Annotated in this window: 15 protein-coding genes; 6 read left to right on the top strand and 9 right to left on the bottom strand. The window is 69.6% G+C overall.

What is annotated here, in order from left to right:
* Positions 1-3 precede the first annotated feature (3 nt).
* Genes ACIBLC_RS28210 through ACIBLC_RS28190 form a run of 5 tightly spaced genes read right to left on the bottom strand, consistent with a single transcriptional unit; the run spans position 4 to position 4,639 of the window.
* Positions 4-282, bottom strand: coding sequence for an acyl carrier protein (locus ACIBLC_RS28210; protein WP_399214048.1), 279 nt, complete (start codon positions 280-282; stop codon positions 4-6).
* Positions 283-296: 14 nt separating this feature from the next.
* Positions 297-1,016, bottom strand: a complete 720-nt coding sequence (locus ACIBLC_RS28205) for a class I SAM-dependent methyltransferase (RefSeq protein ID WP_399214046.1) — start codon at positions 1,014-1,016, stop codon at positions 297-299.
* Complete coding sequence (locus ACIBLC_RS28200) at positions 1,013-2,446, bottom strand: AMP-binding protein (RefSeq protein ID WP_399214044.1); 1,434 nt, start codon at positions 2,444-2,446, stop codon at positions 1,013-1,015. The genes ACIBLC_RS28205 and ACIBLC_RS28200 overlap by 4 nt, the downstream gene beginning before the upstream one ends.
* The gene (locus ACIBLC_RS28195) at positions 2,443-3,573 is read right to left on the bottom strand and encodes an acyl-CoA dehydrogenase family protein (protein ID WP_399214043.1); all 1,131 of its coding nucleotides are present in this window, start codon (positions 3,571-3,573) and stop codon (positions 2,443-2,445) included. The genes ACIBLC_RS28200 and ACIBLC_RS28195 overlap by 4 nt, the downstream gene beginning before the upstream one ends.
* Positions 3,574-3,583: 10 nt before the next feature.
* Entirely contained in the window at positions 3,584-4,639 is a 1,056-nt protein-coding gene (locus ACIBLC_RS28190; RefSeq protein ID WP_399214042.1) for a ketoacyl-ACP synthase III family protein, read from the bottom strand.
* A 1,226-nt stretch (positions 4,640-5,865) separates the two neighbouring features.
* On the opposite strand from ACIBLC_RS28190, the gene ACIBLC_RS28185 reads away from it, so the two are divergent.
* Positions 5,866-7,182 (top strand): cation:proton antiporter, encoded by a 1,317-nt coding sequence (locus ACIBLC_RS28185; protein WP_399214041.1) that lies wholly within the window; start codon positions 5,866-5,868, stop codon positions 7,180-7,182.
* 338 nt (positions 7,183-7,520) lie between these two features.
* A complete protein-coding gene (gene rph, locus ACIBLC_RS28180) occupies positions 7,521-10,118 on the top strand; it encodes a rifamycin-inactivating phosphotransferase (RefSeq protein WP_399214040.1) in 2,598 nt (865 codons plus the stop codon).
* A 73-nt stretch (positions 10,119-10,191) separates the two neighbouring features.
* Here the strand turns inward: rph and ACIBLC_RS28175 are convergent, their stop codons facing one another.
* The 3 genes from ACIBLC_RS28175 to ACIBLC_RS28165 form a co-directional block, all read right to left on the bottom strand.
* Positions 10,192-10,803, bottom strand: a complete 612-nt coding sequence (locus ACIBLC_RS28175; RefSeq protein ID WP_399214039.1) for a glyoxalase — start codon at positions 10,801-10,803, stop codon at positions 10,192-10,194.
* Between the two features lie 201 nt (positions 10,804-11,004).
* Positions 11,005-17,994 carry a glycoside hydrolase domain-containing protein gene (locus tag ACIBLC_RS28170; protein WP_399214038.1) on the bottom strand — a complete coding sequence of 2,330 codons (6,990 nt, stop codon included), beginning with the start codon at positions 17,992-17,994 and terminating at the stop codon, positions 11,005-11,007.
* Between the two features lie 313 nt (positions 17,995-18,307).
* Entirely contained in the window at positions 18,308-19,627 is a 1,320-nt protein-coding gene (locus ACIBLC_RS28165) for an MFS transporter (RefSeq protein WP_399214145.1), read from the bottom strand.
* Between the two features lie 447 nt (positions 19,628-20,074).
* On the opposite strand from ACIBLC_RS28165, the gene ACIBLC_RS28160 reads away from it, so the two are divergent.
* From ACIBLC_RS28160 to ACIBLC_RS28150, 3 genes are all read left to right on the top strand, one after another.
* Complete coding sequence (locus ACIBLC_RS28160; protein ID WP_399214037.1) at positions 20,075-21,124, top strand: hypothetical protein; 1,050 nt, start codon at positions 20,075-20,077, stop codon at positions 21,122-21,124.
* Between the two features lie 2 nt (positions 21,125-21,126).
* Positions 21,127-22,233 (top strand): hypothetical protein, encoded by a 1,107-nt coding sequence (locus tag ACIBLC_RS28155; protein WP_399214036.1) that lies wholly within the window; start codon positions 21,127-21,129, stop codon positions 22,231-22,233.
* 279 nt (positions 22,234-22,512) lie between these two features.
* A complete protein-coding gene (locus ACIBLC_RS28150) occupies positions 22,513-22,995 on the top strand; it encodes a hypothetical protein (RefSeq protein WP_399214035.1) in 483 nt (160 codons plus the stop codon).
* Positions 22,996-23,132: 137 nt separating this feature from the next.
* On the opposite strand, the gene ACIBLC_RS28145 is transcribed toward ACIBLC_RS28150, so the two are convergent.
* On the bottom strand, positions 23,133-23,915 hold the full coding sequence (locus ACIBLC_RS28145; protein ID WP_399214034.1) for an SDR family NAD(P)-dependent oxidoreductase: 783 nt from the start codon (positions 23,913-23,915) through the stop codon (positions 23,133-23,135).
* 86 nt (positions 23,916-24,001) lie between these two features.
* Here ACIBLC_RS28145 and ACIBLC_RS28140 point away from each other — a divergent pair, with 86 nt between their 5' ends.
* The gene (locus tag ACIBLC_RS28140) at positions 24,002-24,853 is read left to right on the top strand and encodes a helix-turn-helix transcriptional regulator (protein WP_399214033.1); all 852 of its coding nucleotides are present in this window, start codon (positions 24,002-24,004) and stop codon (positions 24,851-24,853) included.
* Positions 24,854-24,930: the final 77 nt, after the last annotated feature.

Raw genomic sequence — 24,930 nt, 5'->3', positions numbered from 1 at the left:
CTGTCAGAGGGAGGCGGCCTGCGAGCGAAGAAGCGTGATCAGGTCGGTGATCGTCTCCAGCGTGCGGAAGTGCTCACCGGTCATGTGCATGGGCGGAACGCGGATGCCGTACGTGGTGCGGATGTGTGCCAGCAGGCGTGCGGTGCGGACCGAGTCCAGCACCCCCATCTCCAGCAACTGGCTCTGCGCGGTTATCAGTTCGGCCGGCGTGCCCGTCACGAGCTCCTCTCGCACGTAGCGGAGCAGCTCGTCGAGCAGTGTGGCGCGATCAAGGTCCGTCATCATTCCTCCAGGTGTCAGAGCCGTGCCGATGCACGCGCCACGATGTACCTCGTCGGCAGTTCCAGCGGTTGTCCGTCGGGGGTGTGCTCCGTGGTGTGCAGAGGGATGTCGCCGTCGGCAACGATGTCAAAGCCGCTGCCGCCGAACAGCAGCCGCAAGCGCCCGTCGTGGGTGGGGGCGACGCGGGCGCCGAACTCGAAGTGGGCCGCCAGTCCGGCTGTCTTCGGCAGCCGCGCGCCACCGGCGAGCAGCTCGGCGACGTACCACCCGGTGCGCTCGGTCAGCTCCTGCGCGAACAGGACCCCGGACTCGCCGAGCAGGAGCCTGATCGTCGTCAGCATCCTTTCGCGGTCGTCCGGAGCGAGCTGATGCAGCACCCCGCGCATGTAGACGTTGACATCACCGAACTCCGCGCGCAGAGCCGCCGCGGTATTGCGGTCGAGCACGTCGGCGCTGCGGTAGGCGACATTGGGCGCCGAATGCGACGCGGCGGCCAGTTGCACCGCGGCCTCGGCGATGTCGAGTCCGACGACCCGCCGGAAGTGCCGCGCCAGCCACTGCGTCTGCCGACCGCTTCCGCACCCGATGTCGACCAGCGGAAGCGACGGGTCGACGTGGTCACGGAACAGCGGCAGGTGCCGCGCCGCGGTCAGCTCGGGCGACGAGTCCCAGAGTGCGGCTCCGGGTTCGGCGGGGAGCGTCGACCAGAAGGCGTCCCAGGCCGTGCCGGTCATGCGCCGACTCCCCGTGCCGGCAGCCCGCCGAGCGCGGTGCGGTCGACTTTCCCGTTCGAGGTGCGGGGATAGCCTCCGACGACGTGCAAGGCGTCGATGGTCATGTACGGCGGCAGGTGCACCGCGCAGTGCCGTCGCAGCTCCGCGAGTTCGGGCGTACGGCCGTTCTCCGGAACCACGAAGGCGTGCAGCCGCGCGTCCAGACCGTCGCCCACGACAAGCACCACCGCGTCGCGCACCGCCTCGTGCTCGACGAGTACGCCGTCCACCTCGGCCGGCTCGATCCGGTAGCCGCGGACCTTCGCCATGTCGTCGATCCGGCCCCGGTACTCCAGCAGACCGTCGGCGTCGTACCGGCCGAGATCACCGGTACGGTACGGACCGGCCTGTGGCTCCCCGCCCCAGTAACCGAGCATGACGGTCGGGCCGTCGACCAGGATCTCGCCGTCTTCCAGCGACACCGCGTCTCCGGCGACGGGCGATCCGATCGGGACGGCCGCGGTGCGCGCGAGGTCGGCGGCCGTCACCTCGTACGAGGTGCACACGTTGGTCTCCGTCGGGCCGTACCAGTTGAGCATCCGGACGCCGGGCCACCCTCGGCGCAGGTCCTTCAGCTGTTTCAGCGGATAGGGCTCGCCGGCGAAGACGCACGCGCGCAGTGCTCCCGGCCCGCGCTCCAGCAGTTCGCCGTACTCGGCCATGAGCACCAGCGCGGACGGGACCGAGTACCAGACGGTGATCCGGCGTTCCAGCAGGAAGTCGACCAGGGGTTCCGCGGCCTGGGCGAGCATCTCGCCGACGAGGTGCACCGACGCGCCGGCCCTGAAGGCTCCGTAGAGGTCGAAGACCGACAGGTCGAAGCTGAACGCGGCGTGGTTCGACAGCCGGTCGGCCGCGGTGAGGTCCAGCTCCCGGCAGGCCCAGTCGACGAACGCGAGCGCGTTCCGGTGGCTCAGGCAGACGCCCTTCGGCGTCCCCGTCGACCCCGAGGTGTAGAGGATGTACGCCGGGTCGGTGGGCCGAACCGGATGGTGTGCGACGTCCGCGCTGTACGTCGCTTCCCGGAGGAGGTCCGCGCAGGGTACGCAGTCGGCGCCGGTGACGCGTTCGCCGTGGTCCGTGACGATCAGCGCCGGGCGGGCGTCCGCGGCGATCCGGGCGACCCGCTCCCTGGGGTTGCCCCGTGGGACGGGAACGTGGATCGCGCCGCACCGTAACACCGCCTGGGCGATGGCCACCGCTTCGGCCGTCTTGTCGGTCCATACCAGGACCCGGTCTCCCGGCCGGACACCGCGTCCGCGCAGCGCGGTCAGGTAGGCGTCGGCGCGCGCGTCCAGCGCGCCGTAGCTGAAGCCGGTGACGAGGTCGCTGACCGCGAGCGCGTCCGGCGTCTCGGCGGCCGCGTCGACCACCAGACTGTAGAGGCTCATAATCCCAGCCCCCTTGCGATCAGTTGGCGTTGGATGTCGGAGGTGCCGGAGAAGGTGGTGGCGGGAAGGGCGTCACGCACCTGCTCCTCGATCCCGTACTCAGTCAGGAAGGCGCGGCCCCCGAAGATCCGGCCGGCGTCGAGCGCGGTGGCGACCGCGGCCTCGGACACGGCCAGTTTCGCCATGGCGACCCACAGGGAGGGGTCCTGACCGGTGTCGATCTCGGCGCAGGCACGGTAGAGGAGGAGCCGTCCGCTCTCCAGCCGTACCTTCATGTCCGCCAGCCGGTCCGCGACCGGCTGCAGGTCGGCAAGCCGTTTCCCGAACTGCCGCCGTTGCCGTACGTGGCTGACACATCGTTGGATGAGACGCTCCTGCTGGCCCAGGTAGATCGCGAACAGGCAGGAGCGCTCCCACTGCATCGACGTCTGGAACACCAACTGCCCCTGCCCAGGGCTTCCCAGTACCCGGTCGTCCGGCACGAAGCACCGGGTGAACCGGACCTCGCCGGCCTGGCAGGCCGCCAGTCCGGACTTCTCCATCGGCGCTCCCGCGACCAGGCCGGAGGAGTCCCGGTCCACGGCGAACGCGGTGGAACCGAAGTAGCCGCCGTCCGGATCCGTGGTCGCATAGGTGACGTAGAGATCGGCGACCGGGCCGTTGCTGACGAAGCTCTTGGTCCCGTCGAGGAGATATCCGCCGTCGACCTTGGTGGCCAGAGTCGCCAGTCGGGAGACGTCCGATCCCGACTCCGGTTCCGTCATGGCGTTCCCCGCGATCAGCTCTCCCGCGCACAGGGCGGGAAGCAGCGCCTTACGGGTTTCCGGGAGTGCGAACTCCAGCACCGGCCGGACGCACGCGAAGAGATGGGCCGCCGCGGCGAAGAGCATTCCGGTGTCCGCGCCGCCCTCGCTCGCGGCCTCGTACTGGAGGGCCGTGTCGAGAGCGCCGAAGCCCGCGCCGCCGTGCTCCTCCGGTACGGCCGCGCCGAGCAGTCCGAGGCCGGCCGTCTCCTTCCAGGAGTCCCGGCTGAATCCGGCAGCGGGAGAGGCTGAGGAAAGTTCCCGCGCGGCCGCGCTCATCCGCGCGTACCGCTCCTGTTGTTCAGCGCTCCGGCTGAAGTCCATGAGACGCCTTTCAGCAAGCGGTGGCCGGATGGGCGGCTGACCAGGGCGGGGTCTCGACGATCTCGATCACGGCGCACGCGATGTTCAGCCCCGGCCCCACGCCGAGCATCAGGAAGTGGTCTCCGCGCCGCAGTTCGCCGGAGAGCAGCAGTTGTTCGAGCGCCACCACCTGGTCACTGGCGCCGATGTGGCCGACGGTGCGCCCCTGTTCCCAGGTCGAGAGGGACATCGGCAGACCGAGGGGGATCATCGCGCGTCCTTCGACGCGTTCGCGCGACCCGTTGGCGTAGGCGACGCGGGTGACGTCGTCCATCGTGATTCCGGCCTCGTCGAGGGTGCGGCTGATGAGTTCGTCCTGCGCGGCCACGAGTTTCAGGGGGCCGGCCGGGTCCCGGTCCGGGCCGTCGAGCCAGCGGTCCTTGGAGTCGCCGAAGTCGAGTTTGCCCGGCTTGCCGGCTCCCGGTGGGAACAGGGGCTCGGGCCCACGGTGCATGGCCTCGTATCCGGGAAGCGTGACCGCGTTGACGGACTTGAGCCGGGCGAAACCCGTTCGCCGGCTGAGGACGACGGCGGAGCCGGCGTCACCCATCACGAAGTGCGGACTGAAACGCCAGCGTTCCAGCAGTTCCGAGGTGAAGTTGTCCGCGGAGGTGACCAGAGCCGCCTCGTGCTCGGCCGAGGCCATGAGATGACTCGCCGCGAGTTCCAGGGCGGAGAACATGCCCATGCAGCCCTGTCTGACCTCGGCCGCGGTGGCCTGTCCCGCGTCCATGTGCCGCTGCACGTAGTACTGCGGACACCAGCCGTGGGGGCCCTGGTACCAGACGCTGACGTAGAGCAGCAGGCTGAGGGACGCGGGATCCTGCCCGGCCCGTTCGAGCGCCTGCCGGCATGCCCGCACCGCCATCTCGGGCGCGGGAATCTCACCCGCGACGGTGACACTGGTGATTCCGTATTCCTTTGCGGCGATCCGGTCGATCAGTCCCCGCTCGACCGCCCATCCGATAGGCACCCGGTCCGGCAGAAAAGATCCCAGACCGCTGATCAGCACATCGGCCGCCTTCATGGCCCGCCCCAGATTCTCTCGGTCACGTCTCGTTTTGAATTGCTCAAGAGAGGGGTATCAGCGCTCGGTTCTATGCCGATATGCCCGTCCCCGACGACATTTTTTGCATCGCAATAATGGCGCAGTGAAGCGCCGCGCTTGTCGCAGCCGTGAAAGTAGTGGCGGAGGAGAATAGAAGAAGTGAACACACGAAGGAAACGGGGTTATACCGCAACGTTCCGGTTCGTCAGATCCCTGATCTGACGGACCTCTGATGTGAGCACTGCGCTGATTGAAGGAGGAATGCCGTCTCTGCTGTGCACCGACACACTCATGCGCTAACCCTCGGAATCCGTCATGTCCCGACGGATGGGGAAACTTTCTTAACGTAAGGGTGCACTCCGCTACGGCACCCGTCAAGACGGTGGCATAAACGCATAGGTTAATAAGTAACTAATTGGACTATGGGGGCGGAAGCGATGTCGAGATCCGGCCATCGGGAGCCGCGGCGCTCGCCGCCGGCCCGCCGGGCGCCGCAGGATCGTGAGCTAGGGGACCTGGAGTGCCCGTACCGGTCCAGCCAGCCGACAAGGGTGAGTTGAGGCTCACAGGAGGTGTCGTCGCGGCCTGAACACGGTGGAGTCGAGGGTCGTCCTCACGCCATCGGCGGGAGCTGCGCCGGGGCGGTGCGAGTGCGAGGCCTCACCCCACTTCCACGTTCTCGCCGTATCACCAGGTCTCATGGATGTATCCGGAAATCCACGGGCGCGACGCGTCGCGGCCATTCCCTTCCGAGGCCTTGTCGACAAGACAACTCTGCCCTGGGAACATGGCGATCGACCTGCCATCCATGACCGTTCGGACGGGTTGTTGTCCAGGCGCGAAACGCCGGCCCTCAACCCGAGCTGACGGCTGCGCGCACGGCCCGTATCCCAGTCGCAGCACGTGGCGGAGCAACTCGGCAGAGGGCACGCTGCGCCCGATATCAGAAATAGGAACCGTTTCCGCATGATTGCATGATCGCGGGACCAGCTCGACGACTCGAAGGTCACGACCGACGGATGTTTTCCCGCCCCCGCCGTGACCGCGTTTCCCCATGACCGCGTTTCCCATGCCGAAATGGACCGGCCTCTGCCTCAACGAGCCGGCTCTGCTCCAGCGCGCCCATCCGCTAATCCGTGGGACGACCTCTACCCGCTGCGGTCCTCGTTCGCCGGGACGGAGATGAGTTCCAGAAAGGACACGTCATGACGTTGGCAGCAGGGCCCGTCCCCGGAATCAGCAGCCACCAGATGCTGATCTTCCTGTTGCAGGTCAGCGTCCTACTGGCGGTCGCGTTGGCACTTGGCAGGGTGGCGGCACGGTTCCAGTTGCCTCCCGTGGTGGGTGAACTGACTGCCGGAGTGGTGCTCGGGCCGTCGATCTTCGGGAACGCGCTGCCCGCCGCCTCCGACTGGCTGCTGCCGCGGGAGATGGACCAGGCGCATCTGCTGGCCGCCGTGGCACAACTCGGCGTGCTGTTGCTGGTCGGTATCACCGGAGCCCATGTCGACCTGGCACTGCTCCAAAGCAAGAGGACGGCCATCGGCTTCGTCAGTCTGGGCAGCGTCCTGCTGCCGCTCGGCCTCGGGTTCGGCCTCGGATTCCTCCTGCCGGACTCCATGGTGGGGGCGAACGCCGACCGGCCCGCCTTCGCACTGTTCATCGGTGTCGCGGTCGCCGTGAGCGCACTGCCCGTCATAGCCAAGACCCTCCTCGACATGGGTCTGCTGCACCGCAACGTCGGCCAGCTCATCGTCGGTTCGGCCGCGATCAGCGACATCATCGGCTGGTTGCTGCTGTCGATCGTGTCCGCCATGGTGACCCGGGGGCTGCGCGCAGGTGTGGTCCTGGAGTCGGTCGCCTACCTGCTCCTTGTGCTGGCGTTCGCCCTACTGCTCGCGCGGCCGCTGGCACGGCTGGCGCTGAGACTGGCCGAGCGGTCGGCCGCTCCGGAGGTCAGCGTCTCGGCGATCACCATCATGATCATGCTGTCCGCCGCCGGTACGCACGCGCTCGGCATGGAACCCATCCTGGGTGCCTTCCTGTGCGGCATCGTCGTGGGCTCCCTGGGTACGCCGAGCCGGAAGTCCCTGGACTCCATGCGGATCTTCGTGATGTCGACACTCGCCCCCCTGTTCCTCGCCAGCGCGGGACTTCAGGTGGACCTCTCCACCCTGGGCGACCGGACAGTACTTCTCGCGGGATCGGGGACGCTGGCAGTGGCCGTCGTGGCCAAGTTCGCCGGTGGCTATCTGGGGGCCCGGCTCGGGCGCCTGCCCCGCCAGGAAGCACGGGCCATCGGCGTCGGGCTGAACGCTCGCGGCGTCGTGGAGATCGTCGTCGCCTCGGTCGGGCTCAGCCTCGGCGTACTGACCAGCGCCTCCTACACCGTCGTTGTTCTGGTCGCGGTGGTGACCTCCGTCATCACCCCGCCGCTGCTGCGCCGCACCACACGCGGGCTCGCGGCCACCGCGGCGGAGACCGCGCGGGAACGCGAGTTCACCGGGGCGTCCGACCGATGATCTCGGCTACTCAAATCCATGGGCGCGACCGGCCCTCGACCCCGGTGGTGACCCATGGCCGGGCGACGTGGGCCGTGGATTCCCGCTGAGCTGGGCCGACAAAAGACAAAGGCAAGGAGAACTCTCTCCTTGCCACTCTCAAGCTATAGCGCACTGGGGGGCTTGCGGCAAGACCCCTGTCGCGGCGCAGAATCGTCGGCCGAGACCACAACCTGCGGAAATGGGAGCACGACGACGATGAGGACGTGCCCGGCAAGAGGTTCGACAAAGCTGGAGGAGCCGGTGATCCGATCGGCCGGTGCGGTGCGACGGAGCACGGCTGCCTCGGAGGTGTCGCGATGACGGAGCAGTACGTGTCGGGTCTTCGAGACGTTGACGAGACGCGGGCCGCTGTCGTCGGCGGCAAGGGCGCGCACCTGGGCGGGCTGTCGCGGATCGAGGGCATTCGCGTGCCGGAGGGCTTCTGTGTGACGACGGACGCCTTCCGGCGGATCATGGCGGAAGTGCCGTCGATCGACGATCGGCTCGATGAGTTGTCGCGCTCGAACCCGGACGACCGGGAGGCGATCCGCACGCTCAGTGCGCGGATTCGCCGAACCATCGAGGGGATTGCCGTCCCGGGCGATCTCGCGGCGGCCGTCACCGGCGCGCTCGCCCAGCTCGGCGAACAAGCCGCCTATGCCGTCCGGTCCAGTGCGACGGCGGAGGACCTGCCGACGGCCTCCTTCGCCGGCCAGCAGGACACGTACCTGAACGTCGTGGGGCCGACGGCGATCCTCCAGCACGTCAGCCGGTGCTGGGCCTCGCTGTTCACCGAGCGGGCCGTGACCTACCGTCAGCGGAACGGAATCGACCACCGTACGGTCCACATGGCCGTGGTCGTGCAGCGGATGGTCTTCCCGCACGCGGCCGGCGTCCTGTTCACGGCCGACCCCGTCACGGGCAATCGGAAGGTCGCCACCGTGGACGCCGGATTCGGCCTCGGCGAGGCGCTGGTCTCCGGTCTGGTGAACCCGGACGTCTTCAAGGTGCGCGACGGCGAAGTCGTCGCCAAGGCTGTCGCCGCCAAACAGCGGGCCGTTCACGCCCTCCCGGCCGGCGGTACGCGGGAAGTGGCGATCGACTCGGAGCGGCAGGAGCAGCCGGCGCTGACGGACACTCAGGTCGTGCGGCTCGTGCAACTCGGGCGGCGGATCGAGGCGCACTTCGGCCGCCCGCAGGACATCGAATGGTGCCTGGTCGACGATGACTTCCAGATCGTTCAGAGCCGCCCGATCACGACGCTGTTCCCCGTCCCCGAGACCGGCGACGAGGAGAATCACGTCTACCTCTCCGTCGGTCATCAGCAGATGATGACCGACCCCATGAAGCCCCTGGGGATCTCCGTGTGGCAGTTGACGGCCATGGCGCCGATGCACGAGGCCGGTGGGCGGTTGTTCGTCGACGTCACCCGGCGCCTGGCCTCGCCCGCGAGCCGCGCGGGCCTGCTGGAGGTCGTGGGGAGAGGTGATCCGCTGATCAGGGACGCGCTGGAGACCGTCCTCGAACGCGACGATTTCGTCCCGTCGCTCCCGGACGCGGGTCCCGGCAGGCCGCCGGCCGGGGGCGCGTCCGCCCCGACCGAGCCCGATCCGGCCATCGTCTCCGAGCTGATCGAGCGCAGCCAGGCGTCCGTCGCCGCTCTTCAGCGCGACATCCGGACGAAGACCGGACCGGCGCTGTTCGACTACCTGCTGGAGGCCTTCGAGGAGCACAAGCGGATCCTCGGTGATCCGCTGAACCTTCAGGCGATCATGGCGGGAATGGAGGCCACGTGGTGGCTCAACGACAAGCTGCGGGAGTGGCTGGGCGAGAAGAACGCGGCTGACACGCTGACGCTGTCCGCCCCCGACAACGTCACGTCGGAGATGGGACTGGCACTGCTCGACGTCGCGGACGTCGTCCGCCCGCATCCGGAGGTGGTGGCGTTCCTGCGGGGCGTCGAGGGCGAGGGCTTCCTTGACGAGCTGGCGAAGCTCGCGGGCGGCGCCGAAGTGCGCGACGCCATCGAGGCGTACCTCGACCGGTACGGCATGCGCTGCGTCGGCGAGATCGACATCACGAGGCCACGGTGGCGCGAGCGCCCCACCACGCTCGTGCCCGCGATCCTCGACAACGTCAGGAACTTCGAACCGGGCGCAGCCGAGCGGCGTTTCGAGCAGGGGCGGCAGAAGGCGCTGAAGAAGGAGCAGGACGTGCTGGCACGCTTGCGGGCCCTGCCGGACGGGGACCGGAAGGCCGACGAGGCCAAGCTGAAGATCGACCAAGTCAGGGCCTTCATCGGGTACCGGGAGTACCCGAAGTACGGCATCGTCAGCCGCTCCTTCGTCTACAAGCAGGCCCTGCTGGAGGAGGCCGAGCGCCTCGTACAGGCAGGCGTGCTTCCTGAGCAGGAGGACGTCTTCTACCTCACGTTCCAGGAACTCCACGACGTCGTGCGCTCGAACCAGGTGGATGGCCCGCTCATCCAGCAGCGCAAGGAAGCGTTCAGGTCGTACCAAGCGCTCACACCGCCCCGGGTCCTGACATCGGATGGTGAGGCCGTCACCGGCGCGTACCGGCGCGACGACGTGCCGCCCGGCGCCCTGATAGGCCTCCCGGTTTCGGCCGGGACCGTCGAGGGCCGGGCACGCGTCGTCCTCGACATGACGGAGGCCGATCTCGAAGCGGGCGACATCCTGGTCACGACCTTCACGGACCCGAGCTGGTCACCGCTGTTCGTCTCGATCGCGGGTCTGGTGACGGAGGTTGGAGGCCTGATGACCCACGGCGCCGTGATCGCCCGGGAGTACGGCCTGCCGGCTGTCGTCGGTGTGGATCAGGCGACCCGGCTGATCCGGGACGGGCAGCGGATCCGCGTGCACGGAAGCGACGGGTACGTCGAGCTCCTGTCCTGAACGACCAAGCCCCTGCCGGCCGCGTCCCGCTCTCCGGACAAGCCTGCCGAGTTGTCGGCGGAGATCCGGAGAATCACGCCGCGGGCTCCCACGTGAACCCGTCCGGGTCGGTGAAGGTCCCGGCGTCGCCGCCGATCGTGAGCCGGTGGGACCCGCTGCCCTCCGGCGGGACTCCGGCGACCTTGGCCAGGCCTCGACGTCCGTACAGCGAGAGCTTGACGGGACTCGCCGAGCCGTCGAACTCGACGTACTTGCTGCCGAAGCTCTTCGCGACCGCGAGGCCGCGCTCGACGTAGAACCGCTTGGTCGCGGCCATGTCCGAGACACCCAGCAGGAGAACGATCTCGTCGATCTGCCGGCTGTCCGGGCCGGTGTCCTTCTTCGACGAGCTCGCGAGCTGCCAGATCGTCCCGTCCGGGGCCTGTACGACGCCGCCGTAGCCCCAGAACGACCTCTTGGCGGGCTTCAGCTCGGTGGCGCCGGCGGCCAGGGCGGCGGCGAAGAGGCCGTTGACGATCGACGGCTGGGAGACCACGAGTGAGACCGTGAACCCGCGGAAGCCGGACGTCGGCTCCTCCGAGGCCCGCAGACGTACTTGCTTGTCCAGGCCGAAGGCGTCCGTGTAGAAGCGTTCGGCGGCCGTGGGGTCGGCCGCCTCGATGGTGAGGCAATCGATGGAGGTCATGGCATTCAAGCTAGCCGCGGCTCGGTGACCGGCGCTTCTCGAATCCTGACCGGTGTTGTCGAGGTGCCGTGACGCGGTCGGCCCCTCCGGGTGAACCGTCGTGGTTCACCCGGAGGGGCCGTTCGTCGCCCGCAGTACGTGCGTCCTCCGAGGGTCAGCGGGATCCTGTGGTGATCACGCACGACCCGGCTGGTCCGGAGGTCACCTCGTCCCCTGCGCCCGGGGGTTCCATCCGGGCTCCGCCCACGCCGGCGACCAGAGTCCGGCGCCGCCTGTTCCGAGGTCCCCCAGGCCGGTAAGGGGCAACAGGCCGGATCCTCCGGCGGCGCCGATACCGCCGGCCGTGACCGGCCGGTCGTCACGGTCCGTACGCTGGAACCCGACCGCGTAGGTCCGGGTGACCGCACCGTTGGCGGAAGTCACCTTGATGGTGCGGGTGATGAACCGGGAGCCGGTCGACGAGAGGACCGAACTGCCGTCGGTGACCTTCACCCGCGCGCCGGACTGGGCCGGCACGGCGGAGACCGCCGGGATCCGCGCGTTCTTCGGCCAGTCGACGACGTACGTGGACACGTCCGGATCGAACCCGTCGATCACGGCGCCCCCCACGGTGATCGCCTTGGCCTCGGCGACACTGGCCTTCGTGGCGTCCGAGTGGTTCGTCACCCTGACCGACCCGTCGGCGTCGACGACCACGTTTGCCGCCATCGCCGCCGCGAGGTTGATCCGCTGCCAGCTCGCCTCGCCGTCCGCGGTGAGGTCGAGCGGATAGCCCGAGTCCGTCGCGGTCTGCTCGAGGATCTGCTTGCGCTGCTCGATGGTGAGATCCGGGAAGGCGGTGATCAGCAGGGCTGCCGCGTCGGACGGCGCCTTGAGAGTCCGCCCGGCCTTCCCCACCTGGGAGAACCCGTAGGTCAGGCGCTGTGTGTACAGGTCGACGTGCTGCGCCGTGCTCAGGTCGGCGTAGGAGTCTCCCTCACAGGCCGTGAGGGTGTCGCCGTACCCCTCCCGCGCGCACTGCGCGAGCAGCACGTTCTCGATCTCGGTGTGGGCCTGCGTCAGCAGCCTCTCGAAGTCGGGGTCCGCCCACCGGTGCGCGACGGTGGCCTGTGCGGTGATGCGGCCGCCCATGACATCGAGCGGGTAGTGGAATCCGAGGACGATGCGGTTGTCCCCGTACTCCGAGGTGCGCGCGAGGATCGACGGTGCCAGCTCCGGCAGGAGCGTGGCGAGGATGGTCCCGGCCTCGTAGCCGCCGTAGGTGTGACCGCTCGGGTACGAGCCGCTGGTGCTGAGGCCGCTGTACGAGCCGTCCTGCGACTCGTAGATGTCGCCGCCGTCGCCGACGAACCCGAGCCGCACGTACGGGCGCGGGTAGCCGTAGTGGTTCTTGGCCGCGTCGACCTTGTCGAGACCCTTCGTGACGCGGGAGAACAGTGCGCTGGTCTTGGGCAGTTCGCCGCCGCTCAGGGCGTCGCTGTAGATCCGGCCGAGCCGGGAGCCGAGCCCGTCGGCCATCGTGACGGTGGCGCTGTTGGTCGCGTCGACCTCGGCCCGGTCCACCTCCTTCTGCGTCGCCGCGTTGTTGACGCCCACGGCGATCTGGTCGTTCTCAGCGGTGAGCGGCGTGCCGTGGGGCACCTTGGTGTTGGCGCCGAGGATGCCGGAGTCGAGGTCGCCGATACCGCTGAGCAGGCCGTCGAAGTAGTCGGTACCGTCGCCGGTCGTCGGCCAACTGTCCGACGGGTAGGCCGCGTTCAGTGTGTCGTCCGGGAAGGGCGACGGCACGTACGTCGGGTCGGAGGCGTCCGCCGACGAGGTCACCGAGTTGGTCGCGGCGGGGTCGTCCGAGGTTCCGGCCAGGGTGACCGCGGTCACGGTGGCCGTGTGCGCCCTCGCCCTGCTCCCGGTGGTGAGCAGGGCCGTGTCCGTTGTGGCGGGAAGGTGCGCGGTGGTTCCGTCGTCGAGGGCCACGGTGTAGCCGATGACCGGGAATCCGCCGTCGCCGGCCGCCCGCCAGGTGACCCGCACCTGCTTGCCGTCGGTGAGCACACCCGTCACGGCCGGCGTCTGCGGCTTGCCGCCGCCGGTCACCACGCGTGCCGTGGCGGCGCTCGGGCGGGAGGTTCCGACGGCGTTCACCGCCTGGACGCGTGCCGTGTACGACCTGCCCGCCCGCAGAGGGGTGAACGTCGCACTCCGGCTGTCCGGATCGTCGATCTTGATCTGGTGGCCGTCGCTGAGGGCGATCCTGTAGCCGGTGACCGGTGAGCCGCCGGAGTCCTTGGGTGCGGACCAGGCGACGGTCAGGCTCGTGCCGGACGAGGTCGCCGACACGGCGTCAGGCGCGGCCGGTACCGTCCTGGGCTTCGTGGTGAGCGCGGACAGGGCACGGCGGAGGGCGTCGTACCGGGCGGTGAGGGTCGCGTCCGTCGACGTGTCGTCCGCGACCGTGGTCTTCGCCGCGGCGAGTGCTCCGGTGAACGCCTTCCACGATGTGTCCGTGTAACGGGAGTTGTCGAGGGCCGACGCGGTCGCGACCAGGTCCTCCAGCTTCAGCCTCGGGAGAGGGATCAACTGGTTGGCGGCCAGGGTGAGGCCGCGGGTCTGTGTGTCGACTTCGAGCTGGGTAGCGCCGTCGGCGTCGACGAGGGTGCGTGCGGCCGCGAGTTCGCGCAGGTACACACCGAAGTCGATCGCGTTGTAGCGCTCCGCGTCGCCGGAGAGTCCCTCGTACTTGTCGATCGCCTTCCGCAGGGCGGACTTGTCCGTGACGGCGGGCGTGTCGACGTGGTCGAAGGTGATCCGGCCCAGGTTCGCGACGTACGGGTGCGAGGAGTCCGGGCTCGTCGTCAGCCTCAGGTGGACGGCGTGCGTGCCGGTGATCGACTTGGGCAGCGTCAGGCTCGTCGTCCCTCCTGACGACCACGCGCTTCCCGTGACGGGCAGCGGCACGGTCGCGTACGGCGTGCCGGGGTTGGCCGCGTCGAAGGAGTCCAGGTAGAGCTGGACGGCGGAACCGGTGCCGCAGCGCGCGGAGTTGTTGACGTAGGTGATCGTGACGGTGCTCTTCGGGGAGCTGCCGAAGTCGATGTCCCCGTAGTCGATCCAGGCTCCGTCGTAGGTGCCGCCGAGGTCGGTGGTGGAGCCCGCGCCGGTCCAGCCGACCGGTTCGCTCTTGAGCCCGCCGCCGCTGTGGGAACGGAACGCGGTGGCGTCGAATCCCACGGGAGCGTCGGCGTCCTGCGACAGGGTCAGCGAGTGGACGTTGCCCACGTAGGGCTGGGAGGCGGATTGTGTGCTGGAGACGAAGGCCGCGTACACGTCCTGGACGCCGGTGAAGACGCCCGGGTCAAGTTGCACGGTCGTGGTGGCGATGGTTCCCCAGCCCGATCCGCTGTAGTCGAGGGGGATGTCGACGCTCTTCGGGCCGTCCTTCGAACCGAGGTGGAGTTCGATGTGCGAGTCCGACGCCGCGCGCGACTGGGGTTTGTCGTAGCGGACGGTTACGGTGTCGGCGCCGTCGCGGAGGTTCGTGTCCTTCCACTGCGCCCACGCGCCGTTCGTCACGTTCTCGAAGATGCCGTTCGAGAGGCTGAGCGGGACGGAGCCGCCGCCGGTCGTGGTGCTGTTGGCCGCGGTCAGCGTGGCGAGCGTGGTCGTGGGGGACGAGGAAGCCTCGTTGGGCGAGAACTGGTACCAGTCGAAGTTCGACACCCACTGCTGGCCGGACGGGGCGTGGAACACGAACGTCGCGCTCTTCGCGTCCAGCAGGGCGTCCGGGTCGGTGACGGCCGCCTGCACCGTGGTGTAGTTCTGCCAACTGCCGGTTCCGGGAAGCGAGACGGTGGCGACGACGGGGCCGTCGGCGGCGCCGGCGTGGATGTCGACGCTGCTCGGATTCGCGGTCGTCGCCTGCGCGTTCGCGTAGCGGACCGAGATGCTCTGTGGCGCGACCCCGCCGAAGTCCAGCTTGGTGTACCGCTCCCACGCTCCCTCGGTGACGCCGCCGAGGTCGCCGTCCGAGTAGTACGCCTCCTTGACGAGGCTGGGCCCCTCCATCTGGTCGGGGTCCTCGGCCTGCAGAACGGCGTAGCCGCCCTCGTCGATGGTGAGCGCGTCGATGGCGGTCCGCAGCACGTCGTGCGCGGCCATGATCGTGCCCGTCGGGGAGGTGGTGTCCGCGAGGACGGTCCGCGCGCGTTCGAGCGCCGAGCGGAACAGATTCCAGGAGCCATCGGAGTAGTTGCCGCTGCGCACCAGGGACGCCTGGTCGACGAGCGCGCCAAGTGCCTTGCGCTGCAACGCGGCGGCGGAGATGAGGAGCGGGTCGGTCGGGGATATCCCGGTGCCGCTCACCGTCGAGGCGCGAACGCCGTGGGCGAAGGCCGCGTCGCGGAACGTGATGCCGAAGCGTGCGTCGACCTTCGTGGTGCCGGCGAGTGACAGCGTCGCCGTGCGCGAGCCGCTGACGCGGAGGTCCGCCGTGACACCGTCCGGCAGGCCGGTCACACTCGCCGCCCCGTTCTTGGTGAGGCTGGTTCCCTTGCGGGCGGCGAAGGACGCCGGGCCGGACAGGGTGAGCTTCACGCTGCCGTCGACGGTGCCGTCCGCGGCGGTGTCGACGGTGTCCGGGCGGGCGGAGACGACGGTGTCGCCCTTCTCCGTTCCCGTGCCACCGTCACCCGTGTCGCCCGAGTCGGTGTCCAGCGAGTACGCGGGCTTCGTGTGGGCGCCCCACTGGGAGGGCTTGGAGCCCATGGTGAAGTCCAGGGTTCCGCCGGAGACGATCTGCGAGTAGTCGAGCCAAGTGTTCGTGAACCGCGAGCCGTTGAGGGTCGCGCTCTGCACGTAGTAGTCGCTCGGCGACACCCCGTCGGCCTTCACCGTGAACCGGGAGCCGTTCGCGTAGGTGATCGTCGTGGAGTCGAAGAACGGGCTGCCGATCTGGAACTGGCTGGAGCCGGCGGTCACCGGGAACAGGCCAAGGGCGGCGGCGACGAACATGGTCGACATGGTGCCGGCGTCGTTGTCCATGGTCGGCAGGAAGCCGTTCGGGGAGAGCTTGTAGACCTGGGTCCTGACCGGCGGGGTGAACTGGCCGCCGGAGCTGGGGGCTTCGTTCGTCGAGCCCGTCGCGATGTAGCGGTTCCAGGTCGTGCCGGTGTAGATGGCGCGGACCCACTTCTGCGTCAGGCTCGGCTCACCGACGTAGTTGAAGAGGTAGGGAGCCTGCAGGTCGATCTCGTTCGCGTTGGAGTGCAGCATGGTCGAGCCGTCGTCGACGCCGGAGTCCTCGCCGAACATGTGCTTGACCGCGGCCTTGCCGGCCTTCTCGCCGCCCATGGCCTTGATGAGGCCACCCATGTCGTACGCGTCGTACCAGTGGTACTGCCAGAGCGTGCCCTGGTAGAGGCCCGCCGCCTCGAACTTCTCGTAGTCGGCGCTCTGCCAGTCGCCGCCGGAGGCGCGCGGGGTGAGCAGACCGACCTCGGTGCCGTCGGCCGCGGTCCAGGCATCGGACTTCACGAGGTTGTCGATCGCCATCGTCGACTGGGCACGCAGCTTCTTCGCGTCCGCCTTCTCGCCGAGCGCGTCGGCGATGACGGAGAGCGCCCACTGGTCGTAGCCGCGCTGGACGGTCGTACCGGGATCCCCTGTGACGTATCCCTGGCGCAGCTGCGCCCCGGTGTAGAAGCCGGAGTACGACAACAGCGCCGGGTACGCCTCGTCGAGCCGGTCGAAGTTCTTGTACCCCTTCGACAACGCGTCGGCGACCAGCACGGCCGAGCGCTCCCACCGCACGGTCGGGACAGAGTGGGTGAGGCTGCCGAGGCTCTTGCCCGAGGCGCGCGCGTCGGCGAAGAGCACGATGAGCGACTGCACCATGTCCCGGTAGGTGGACGGGTCGATGTAGGCCTCGACGGAGTACTTGCGGAAGTCGTCCCAGGTGGACCAGCCGTCGTAGTACGTGAAGCCGTTCGCCTTGTGCACCGCTCCGTCGGCGCCGCGGTAGGTCCCGCTGGTACTGGTGGCGTTCACCGGCAGCGCGTACATGCGGTACAGGTGCGTGTAGAACTCCTTGGTGAGCGTCGACCCGGGGTCGGACTTCGCCGAGGCGCGCACGGCGACGGCGCCGAGCGCTCGGTTCCAGTCCGCCTTCGTCTGCGCGCGCGCCTGGTCGAAGCTGAGGTGGCCCACCTCGTTCCGCTGATCGGTCGCGGCCTGTTCCGCGCTGATCGGCGACAGCGTGATGCGCAGTTCGATGTCGTCCCCTGCGGACTTGTCGAACCCGAGGACGGCGCCGGTGTCGGTGCCGTCCTGTGTGGTCGCGTCGCCCAGCTTGCCGTCGCTGCCCCAGCTCCTCAGGGAGGTCACCGGGACGTTCGTGGTGGCGGCGTAGTACAGCTGGTACGAGGCGCCGTTGAACGATCCCGCGATGAGCCCGGTGATCGAGGTGGTCCCGTCCGGGAGCGTCGTCGCCTTCATCGTCGAGCGGGTACGGCTGGTGAAGTTGTTCGCCAGGTCGAGGACGAGCTCGGGGTCGGCCCCGGCGGGGAAGCTGTACCGCTCCAGCGCCGTGCGCGTCGTCGCGGTCGTCTCGGCCTTGATGGTGCCGGAGTCCTGCGTCACCGACGATCCGGTGCCGGAGAGGGCCCCGAGGCCCACCTGGTAGTAGCCGGGCGTCGCGGTCTCGTCGTCGTGGCTGTACGCGTGGGCGTACGTGCTGGTGGCGGGGCGGCTGTCGTACCGCACGGAGGTCGGGACGACGAGCAGGTCGCCGCCGCCTCCCGAGCCGCCGACGCCGTCGAGGTTCGTCGCGGTGAACCCGGCGATGTGGTCCTCGTTGTAGTCGTACCCGGTGTGGTTGCGGTTCGGCGTGGTCAGCGGGTTGACCTTGGCCAGACTGTGGGGCGCCTGCGCGCCCGGCAGGTCGTTGCCGTCGTCGCCGGCGGTCGACACGAACGGGTCGACGAGTTTCGTGTAGTCCGCGCCGCCGGATGTTCCCGCGGATCCAGCGGACGTGGTCGCCCCGGGCACCGCGGCGGCCGTGCCGCCGGCCGCCAGCGCGGCGAAGCCGAGCGCCCCGGCGAGCAGCGCGGCAACCGCCGCGCGCAGTGGCCGGCGACGCCGTCGGGCGGGTCTCGGAGGAATCGCGCGGGGTGTGAGGGCATGGGATCTGATGGGCACAAAGGTCTCCAGCGTCGCGATGCGCACGCACCGTCCGGCCTTGCCGGAAGACAACGTTGTCTTCTTGAAGCACCGAAGCGTGCAGACGGCAGTGGACCACACGGGATCGCACCCCGCCACGTTCACGACCGTCCGCCATCAGATACGGAGAAGGCGTACGGGGGACGAACGAACTTTGTACAGGAGGTGTGCGGATCAGCTCTCGCTCGGCCGCAGTTCACCCGCGGAACTCGTCAATCACCACTGCCGTGTTGAGGTCGGGAAGCGGGAGAGGGTTTGAGCGTGTGTCCTTCACCGAGGTCCTGAGGCGCGGTCACTCGACGTCATCCGAAGGGCGGCTGCGGGACTCGTGAACCTCGGAACGGCCAGCCGCCGGCGGCGAGGTCCTCGGGACCGGAATCGTCCGTCCCAGGCGGGCGAGCGGGGACAGAGCCATCACCACCGGCGACAACAACATGCCTGCGGCCGTCACCCAGAGACTGGTGCGCGCCCCCCATTCCTCGGCGAGGAATCCGCCGAGCAGGGAACCGAGCGGGGACAGCCCCATGCCGACAAACGTGATCGTCGCGGCCGCGCGGCCTTGCATCCCGTCCGGAGTGACGGTCTGCCGGACGGCCATGACCGCCACATTGACCAGCTGGCCGCCGGCCCCGAACACGAAGTTGGCCACGAGGAGCGCGAGAACGGTCACCGCAGAGGGGCCGTGCAGCGCCGGTACGCACAGGAACACGCCATCGCCGACTACCGCCGCGGTCACGAGTACCGGGCCGTACCCGAACCGGTTCGGCAGGCGGGCGGCCAGCACGGAGCCCAGGAGCGCGCCCGGTCCCGTCGCCGCGAGCGCCAGCCCGACGGCGGTGCCGGACAGGTGGAGTTCCCGCGGCAGGAAGAGCAGATACGCGGTCATCACGGCCGCGAAGGAGAACTGGAAGGCGGCCGAAGCCAGGCACACGGCCCGCAGCGAGGTATCGCCGACGACGAAACGGAGACCCTCAAGGATCCGCCGCCACACCCGAGGTGGACGTCCCGAGCGCTCCGGGACCGATTCGACCCGCCGGATGCGACGGATCGACAGGAACGACAGCGCGAAGAACAGCGCGCTGGAGGCCACAGCGACCGGCGCCGACAGCAGGGACACCAGCGCACCGCCGAGGGCGGGACCGCCGATCTGAGCCGCGGACCGGCTGCCCTCGAGCGCGCTGTTGCCCCGTACCAGTTGATCTCGTCGCACCAGCCGCACGAGAGACGCCTGGTATGCCACGTCGAAGAACACGGACAGGGCGCCGACGGTCAAGGCGACCACGAACAGTGCGGGCAGGCCGAGCCAGCCGAAGAGGCCGGCCACGGCGGCGGCCCCCAGTGCCAGGGTGCGGCCGACGTCCGCCAGCACCATCACGGTGCGGGTCCGCCACCTGTCCACCCACGCGCCGACGAAGAGTGAGAGCAGCAGGATCGGCATCTGGCCACCGGCTCGCAGGAAACCCAGTTGGCCGGCACTGGCGTCGAGCGTCAGGACGGCGAAGAGCGGAAGAACCACCAGGCCCGCGTGTTCACCGAGTTGCGAGGCCGTCTGCCCGACCCAGAGTCTGCGGAAGTCATTGTCCCGCCACAGGCTTGAGGGGTCCCGCCACAGCCTTGAGGGAACAGGGCGACCGGAATCGGATACGGCGGAGGATGAGGACGGCACGGGGATCCCTCGGGTTGCCGACAACGAGGCCCGATACGCGGCACACGACGGTGCGCCGACGGTTCAGGCAGGAGAAGGCTCGCTGTGCCGCAGCATCAAGGGCGGCACGCGATGACGGGCCGATCACGGCCTGCAACGTCAACGCGCGCTTGGACGACCGACCATGTATTCGACTCCTCGTAGGTCTCTCACCGCACGTGGACACTAGCCCTCGATGGCTCCACGCGAAAAGCGATTAAGCAACTCCGACCTGGACGACGATCGGGGCTCGTGGCTCCTGGACTCTCACCGCACGGCGGGCATCCAGAGGAAGCCGCGATCGGCCGAATGACGTCTGTTCAGGGGTGGGTGAACGCCCATAGCCTGTGCGACCTTCGTGCCCTGGGGGGTCTCGTGAACGGTCTCCGTGCGGTCATCGTCTGCCTTGTGATCGCGTGTGCCACGCTGGTGTCGCCGGCCGCGGCTGTGACGCCGAGTTGGTCGGCGCTGCCGGTGCCGGCGGCGGCCCCGCCGGTGACCGTGTCCGATCTCGCCGCCCGCGGGCCGGGCGAGGCGTGGGCAACCGGGTACGAGCAGGCCGCCGATGGGCTGCGGCCGATGTTGTACCGGTGGAACGGCGGGGCGTGGAGCCGGGACACGACCTTCCCCGGCGCCGATGAGCTGGGCTGGCTCGGCAAGGTGCAGTTCGTCGGCGAGGAGGTGTGGATCTTCCACAACCGCGCGGGAGCGGGCGAGATCCTGCGCCGGTCGGCGGGGAGGTGGAGTGCCGTCCCACTGCCGCAAACCCTCTGGACCTACCAGGACTTCACCGCGGTTCCGGGTGCCGCGTGGGTGGTCGGTGAGGACGACACAGGGCTGAAGGTGTTGCACTACGACGGTTCCGGCTGGACCACACAGTCCACCCCGGACGGTGTGCTGTTCCTGATGGGGATCACCGCTCGTACTGCCACCGATGTCTGGGCTTGGGCGGACACCAACACCGGGACCACCATTCTGCGCTGGGACGGCACGGTGTGGCGTGACGCCAAGGTGTCGCTGCCGCCGGACAGCAACGTGCACACGATCATGCTCGAACCGTCCGGCCGGGTCACGATCGGCGGCAGCCAGTACACCGACGGCGTGGCCCGCACCTACCTGATGACCTTCAACGGGCACGCCTGGCGCACCACCTACCCACCGCTGGGTGACACCTACACCGAGGCCATGGTGCGAGGCCCGGACGGCGCGTTGTGGCTGCCGGTGATCAGCGACCGCGCGTTCCAGTCGAAGTACGCGCGAGTGGACGGCTCTCGCACCACCTTCTCCTACGGCCCGCTGCGCACGAACGCGATCGACGTCAAACCGCGAGCACTGGCGAGGACGGGGTCCTCCCTGCTGTCCTTCGGGACCGTCGAGATCTACGGCTCGAAACCAAACCTGATGAGCGAGCGGCTGGGAGGCTGACCATGGCACGCCGACTTCTCCTCGCGGCCCTCGCTGTCGCCCTGACCATCCTGCTGATGCCCTCGGCCGCGGCGGAGTCCCTGTCCTGGCAACACGTTCCGGTCCCAGCACAGGTACGCCCACAGGCCGGCCTGAACGAGGCCGTGGCGTTCGGGCCGGACCGGGCGTGGGCGGTGGGCGCGGACGCCGTCGGTCGCGAGGCGCCGGGCTTCCCGCTGGTGCTGCGCTGGAACGGAACCACGTGGCAGCGTCAAGGTCTGCCCGGCATCGGCTGGCAGGGAGAGCTGCTGTCCGTCGCCGCCTCCACACCGACCGCGGTCTGGGCCGTCGGCCGCGACTCGGCGGGCGCCACCCACCTGCTCCGCTTCGACGGCGTCGCCTGGTCCGAGAGCCGACCGCCGCGCGGAGTCGCGCTGACCAAAGCCGTCGCCGGCGGCGGTGAGACCTGGCTGATCGGTTCGCGGGACGGCGCGCAGGTGTTGCTGCGCTGGGACGGGCGTGGTTGGCGGGATGTGCCCGTACCGCCGGGATCCGTGTCCGGCCTGCACATCCTGGCGGCCGACGACGTCTGGGCCGCGGGCGCCACCTTCTCGGGTGCGGCCGTGTCGCACTGGAACGGGCAGGCGTGGCAGCAGACGATCGTGGACGGGTTCCCACGGTCGTCCGTGAGCAGCGTGCTGGCGGTCTCGCCGACAGAGGTGTGGGCGGGTGGCACGGCAGGGTTCGTCGGTGGCCCGCCGGGCCGGCCGATTCCGCCACTGCTGGTCCGCTGGGACGGGCAGGCGTGGAGCCAGGTGACCGTGCCCACGGACTTCGGCTCGGTCAACTCCCTGGCCCCCGCCTCGTCCGGCGCGCTGGGCTGGGTCTCGGTGGCCCGCTCGCAGAAGTGGGGGCCGCCGGACAGCTCTCCGCCGTTGGTCCCCGGGCCGGATTTCCTTGCCTGGGACGGACAGTCGTTCACCGAGTACAGCGAACCGGCGGTGGCCGGGGAGGGTGACTCCTCGGTGCTGCAACTGGCACTGGTGCCGGGCACGGAGACGGTGTGGTCGGTCGGCAGGGCCGCCGGGCCCGAGGGCACCTTCGCGCCGCGCATCCTCCGGTTCGGCTGAGACGACGAATGGGGCCTCCGCCCGGAGTGGACGACAGGCGTACGGACCGGGGACGGGTCGACATCAACCCGTCGCGAACCCTGGGAAACACCCGGGCTGAAAGTGCCGGCAACCGGGCGCCAAGTACAGCGCGCACCAAGGGCAATGGCAAGATCGTCGAACCGGCTACCCCGTCAATGCCGTACACCGGACCGAGCCCCTCGACCTCGTGAACACCACGGACCTGTCACACGTACCCCGAGGGAAGACCCGGCCCTCAGCCCCGACCGTGGAGTTCTCATGCCCCGTCCCACCCGCCGCCTCCTCGTCACCACCGGCCTCGCCGCGTCGGCGACGCTACTGATCGCGGGATGCAGCGACTCGTCGGCGGAGAAACAGGACACGGGGGAACGCGTATCAACGGCGAACGCGCAGTCGGCCGGCCCCCGGACCAGCCCGGCGCCGAGCGCCGAGCCCGCGACACTGGAGGAGTTGGCGAAGGCGGTCGGCTGCACGAAGCCCAAGGAAGCGGGCAAAACCCTCGACTTCCGCCAGGGCACCTGCGAGGCGGACGGTGCCGAATACGTCCTTCTGACCTTCGACACCCCCCAGGGCCAGCGCGACTGGCTCGACGTCTCCCAGATGTACGGCGGCGTCTACCTCGTCGGGAACCGGTGGGCCCTGTCCGCGAACCCGCGCTCGGCGATGGAAGCCGCCCGCGACGGGCTCGGCGGCACGATCGAGGAGCCCGACGCCAACGGCGCCTCACCCTCCGGTCCCTGAGCGCGGCCCGGCCGGTCGTGCGGAGCCGGGCCGCTGCCCCGGTGATCGGCGTGACACCGGGCGCCTCCATCACCGGGCGGCGCACGAGTGTCACCGATTGCGGCGACGTCGCGCCATGGCTTGGCCAGGCGATCCCCTCAGGCGCCGGCGCCGCCGTCGACCGGCACGATCGCGCCGGTCACCATCGAGGCACGGTCACTGAGCAGCCACGCGGCGACCTCGGCGACCTCGTGGGGTTCGGCCATCCGGCCGAGCGGGATCGCTGCCTCGACCCGCTCGATGATGCCGGGGGTGGCCGCCTCCCACGCGTCGATCATTTCCGTGGCGGTGCCGCCGGGGGTGATCCCGTTCACCCTGATGCCGTCACGGGCCCAGGTCACGGCGGCGGTCTCGGTGATGCTGTTGAGCGCGCGCTTCATGGCGCCGTACGCGGGGAGTGCGGGGTTCGCACGGCGGCTGCCGATGCTCGAGGTGTTGACGATCGCCCCGCCACCGCTCTGTCGCATGAGTGCGGCCTCGGCGGTCATGGCGGTCCAGTGCGAGCGGAAGTTCACGGCGAACTGCACGTCGATGTCCTCGTCGCTCGTGGTGTCGAGCGGGCCGGGCTGTTGGACCGCCGCGCCGTTGTTGAAGGCGCCGTCGAGCCGTCCGTGCAGCTCCTCGACGCGACCGACCGCCGCGCGGACGCTCGCGCGGTCGGCGAGGTCCAGCGTCACCGCGTCGGCGACTCCTCCGTCCGCGCGGACCTCGGTGACGATGCGGTCGAGGGCGGCGGTGCCGCGGGCGGCGAGCACGACGGCGGCGCCCTCGGAGGCGAAGAGCCGGGCCGCCGCCGCCCCGATGCCGCGGCTGGCGCCGGTGATGAAGACGACCTTGCCGGTGAGCAGGCCGATGGGTTTGATGTCAGTGCTGTTCGTCATGACGACAGTGTCCGGCCGGCCTCCAGGCCGGATGCAGGCACAGGCTGTACCAGGATCCGCCGCCGCGCAGCGTGCAGAGTTGGAGTATGAACAAGCAGGAGCTAGGGGCGTTCCTCCGCAGCCGTCGCGAGCGGCTCCGGCCGGAGGACGTCGGCCTCCCCTCCGGACCGCGCCGCCGGACACCGGGGCTGCGCCGCGAGGAGGCCGCGGTCCTCGCGCACATCTCCACGGAGTACTACGTCCGGCTCGAGCAGGGCAGGGCACCCCGGCCGTCGGGCGAGGTCCTCGCCGGGATCGCGGGCGCGCTGCGGCTCACCGACGCCGAGTCCGACCACCTCCACGTCCTCGCGGGTACGGCGCCGATCCGTACCCGGATGCTCCGGCGCGACGTCCGCCCGAGCATCCTCGCGCTCATCGAGCGGCTGCCGCAGACGGCCGCTATCGTGATTTCCGCCGCGTTCGAGGTGCTCGCGTGGAACGACCTCGCGGTCGCGCTCATGGAAGACTTTGCCGCCATCCCCCCGACGGACCGCAATCTCGCGCGCCGGGCGTTCCTCGGACCGGCACGACCTGACGCGACGCTGTACGGGATCTCCGACGCCGCCGAGTTCCGGCACCAGGTCGTCATGGAACTCCGTACCACCCTCGCCCGCTACCCGACGGACACCGCGGTGACCGGCCTTGTGGACGAACTCCGCGACGCCAGCCCCGACTTCGCCCGCCTCTGGGAGCGGCACGACGTGCAGGCCGCGCCGGTGCTCACGAAGACTTTCCGTCACCCGGTCGTCGGGGAGATCACCGTCGACTGCGACTCACTCACACTCACCGACCGCGACCAGCACCTCGTGCTCTACAGCGCACCGCAGGGTTCCCCCAGCGCCGAAGCTCTGGCCCTCCTCCATGTACTTGGAGCCCAGGCCGGCGACTACCTCCGATAGCGCCGCGGCCGTCCACAACGGTGTTCAAGGCGCCGTGGGCGCGGGACCGTGGTCACGCCCGGAGTGGGGCCAACAGG

This window comes from Streptomyces sp. NPDC050535, assembly GCF_044457665.1.
In the GTDB taxonomy this organism is placed as follows: Bacteria; Actinomycetota; Actinomycetes; order Streptomycetales; family Streptomycetaceae; genus Streptomyces.
The sequence above is the reverse complement of the archived record's forward strand: the minus strand, read 5'-3'. Positions and strand labels throughout refer to the sequence as shown.

What these genes read in the sequence shown, in the direction of transcription:
- ACIBLC_RS28210 (WP_399214048.1), bottom strand. Translation starts at nt 282, where the DNA reads ATGACGGACCTTGATCGCGCCACACTGCTCGACGAGCTGCTCCGCTAC.
- ACIBLC_RS28205 (WP_399214046.1), bottom strand. Translation starts at nt 1,016, where the DNA reads ATGACCGGCACGGCCTGGGACGCCTTCTGGTCGACGCTCCCCGCCGAA.
- ACIBLC_RS28200 (WP_399214044.1), bottom strand. Translation starts at nt 2,446, where the DNA reads ATGAGCCTCTACAGTCTGGTGGTCGACGCGGCCGCCGAGACGCCGGAC.
- ACIBLC_RS28195 (WP_399214043.1), bottom strand. Translation starts at nt 3,573, where the DNA reads ATGGACTTCAGCCGGAGCGCTGAACAACAGGAGCGGTACGCGCGGATG.
- ACIBLC_RS28190 (WP_399214042.1), bottom strand. Translation starts at nt 4,639, where the DNA reads ATGAAGGCGGCCGATGTGCTGATCAGCGGTCTGGGATCTTTTCTGCCG.
- ACIBLC_RS28185 (WP_399214041.1), top strand. Translation starts at nt 5,866, where the DNA reads ATGACGTTGGCAGCAGGGCCCGTCCCCGGAATCAGCAGCCACCAGATG.
- rph (WP_399214040.1), top strand. Translation starts at nt 7,521, where the DNA reads ATGACGGAGCAGTACGTGTCGGGTCTTCGAGACGTTGACGAGACGCGG.
- ACIBLC_RS28175 (WP_399214039.1), bottom strand. Translation starts at nt 10,803, where the DNA reads ATGACCTCCATCGATTGCCTCACCATCGAGGCGGCCGACCCCACGGCC.
- ACIBLC_RS28155 (WP_399214036.1), top strand. Translation starts at nt 21,127, where the DNA reads ATGGCACGCCGACTTCTCCTCGCGGCCCTCGCTGTCGCCCTGACCATC.
- ACIBLC_RS28150 (WP_399214035.1), top strand. Translation starts at nt 22,513, where the DNA reads ATGCCCCGTCCCACCCGCCGCCTCCTCGTCACCACCGGCCTCGCCGCG.
- ACIBLC_RS28145 (WP_399214034.1), bottom strand. Translation starts at nt 23,915, where the DNA reads ATGACGAACAGCACTGACATCAAACCCATCGGCCTGCTCACCGGCAAG.
- ACIBLC_RS28140 (WP_399214033.1), top strand. Translation starts at nt 24,002, where the DNA reads ATGAACAAGCAGGAGCTAGGGGCGTTCCTCCGCAGCCGTCGCGAGCGG.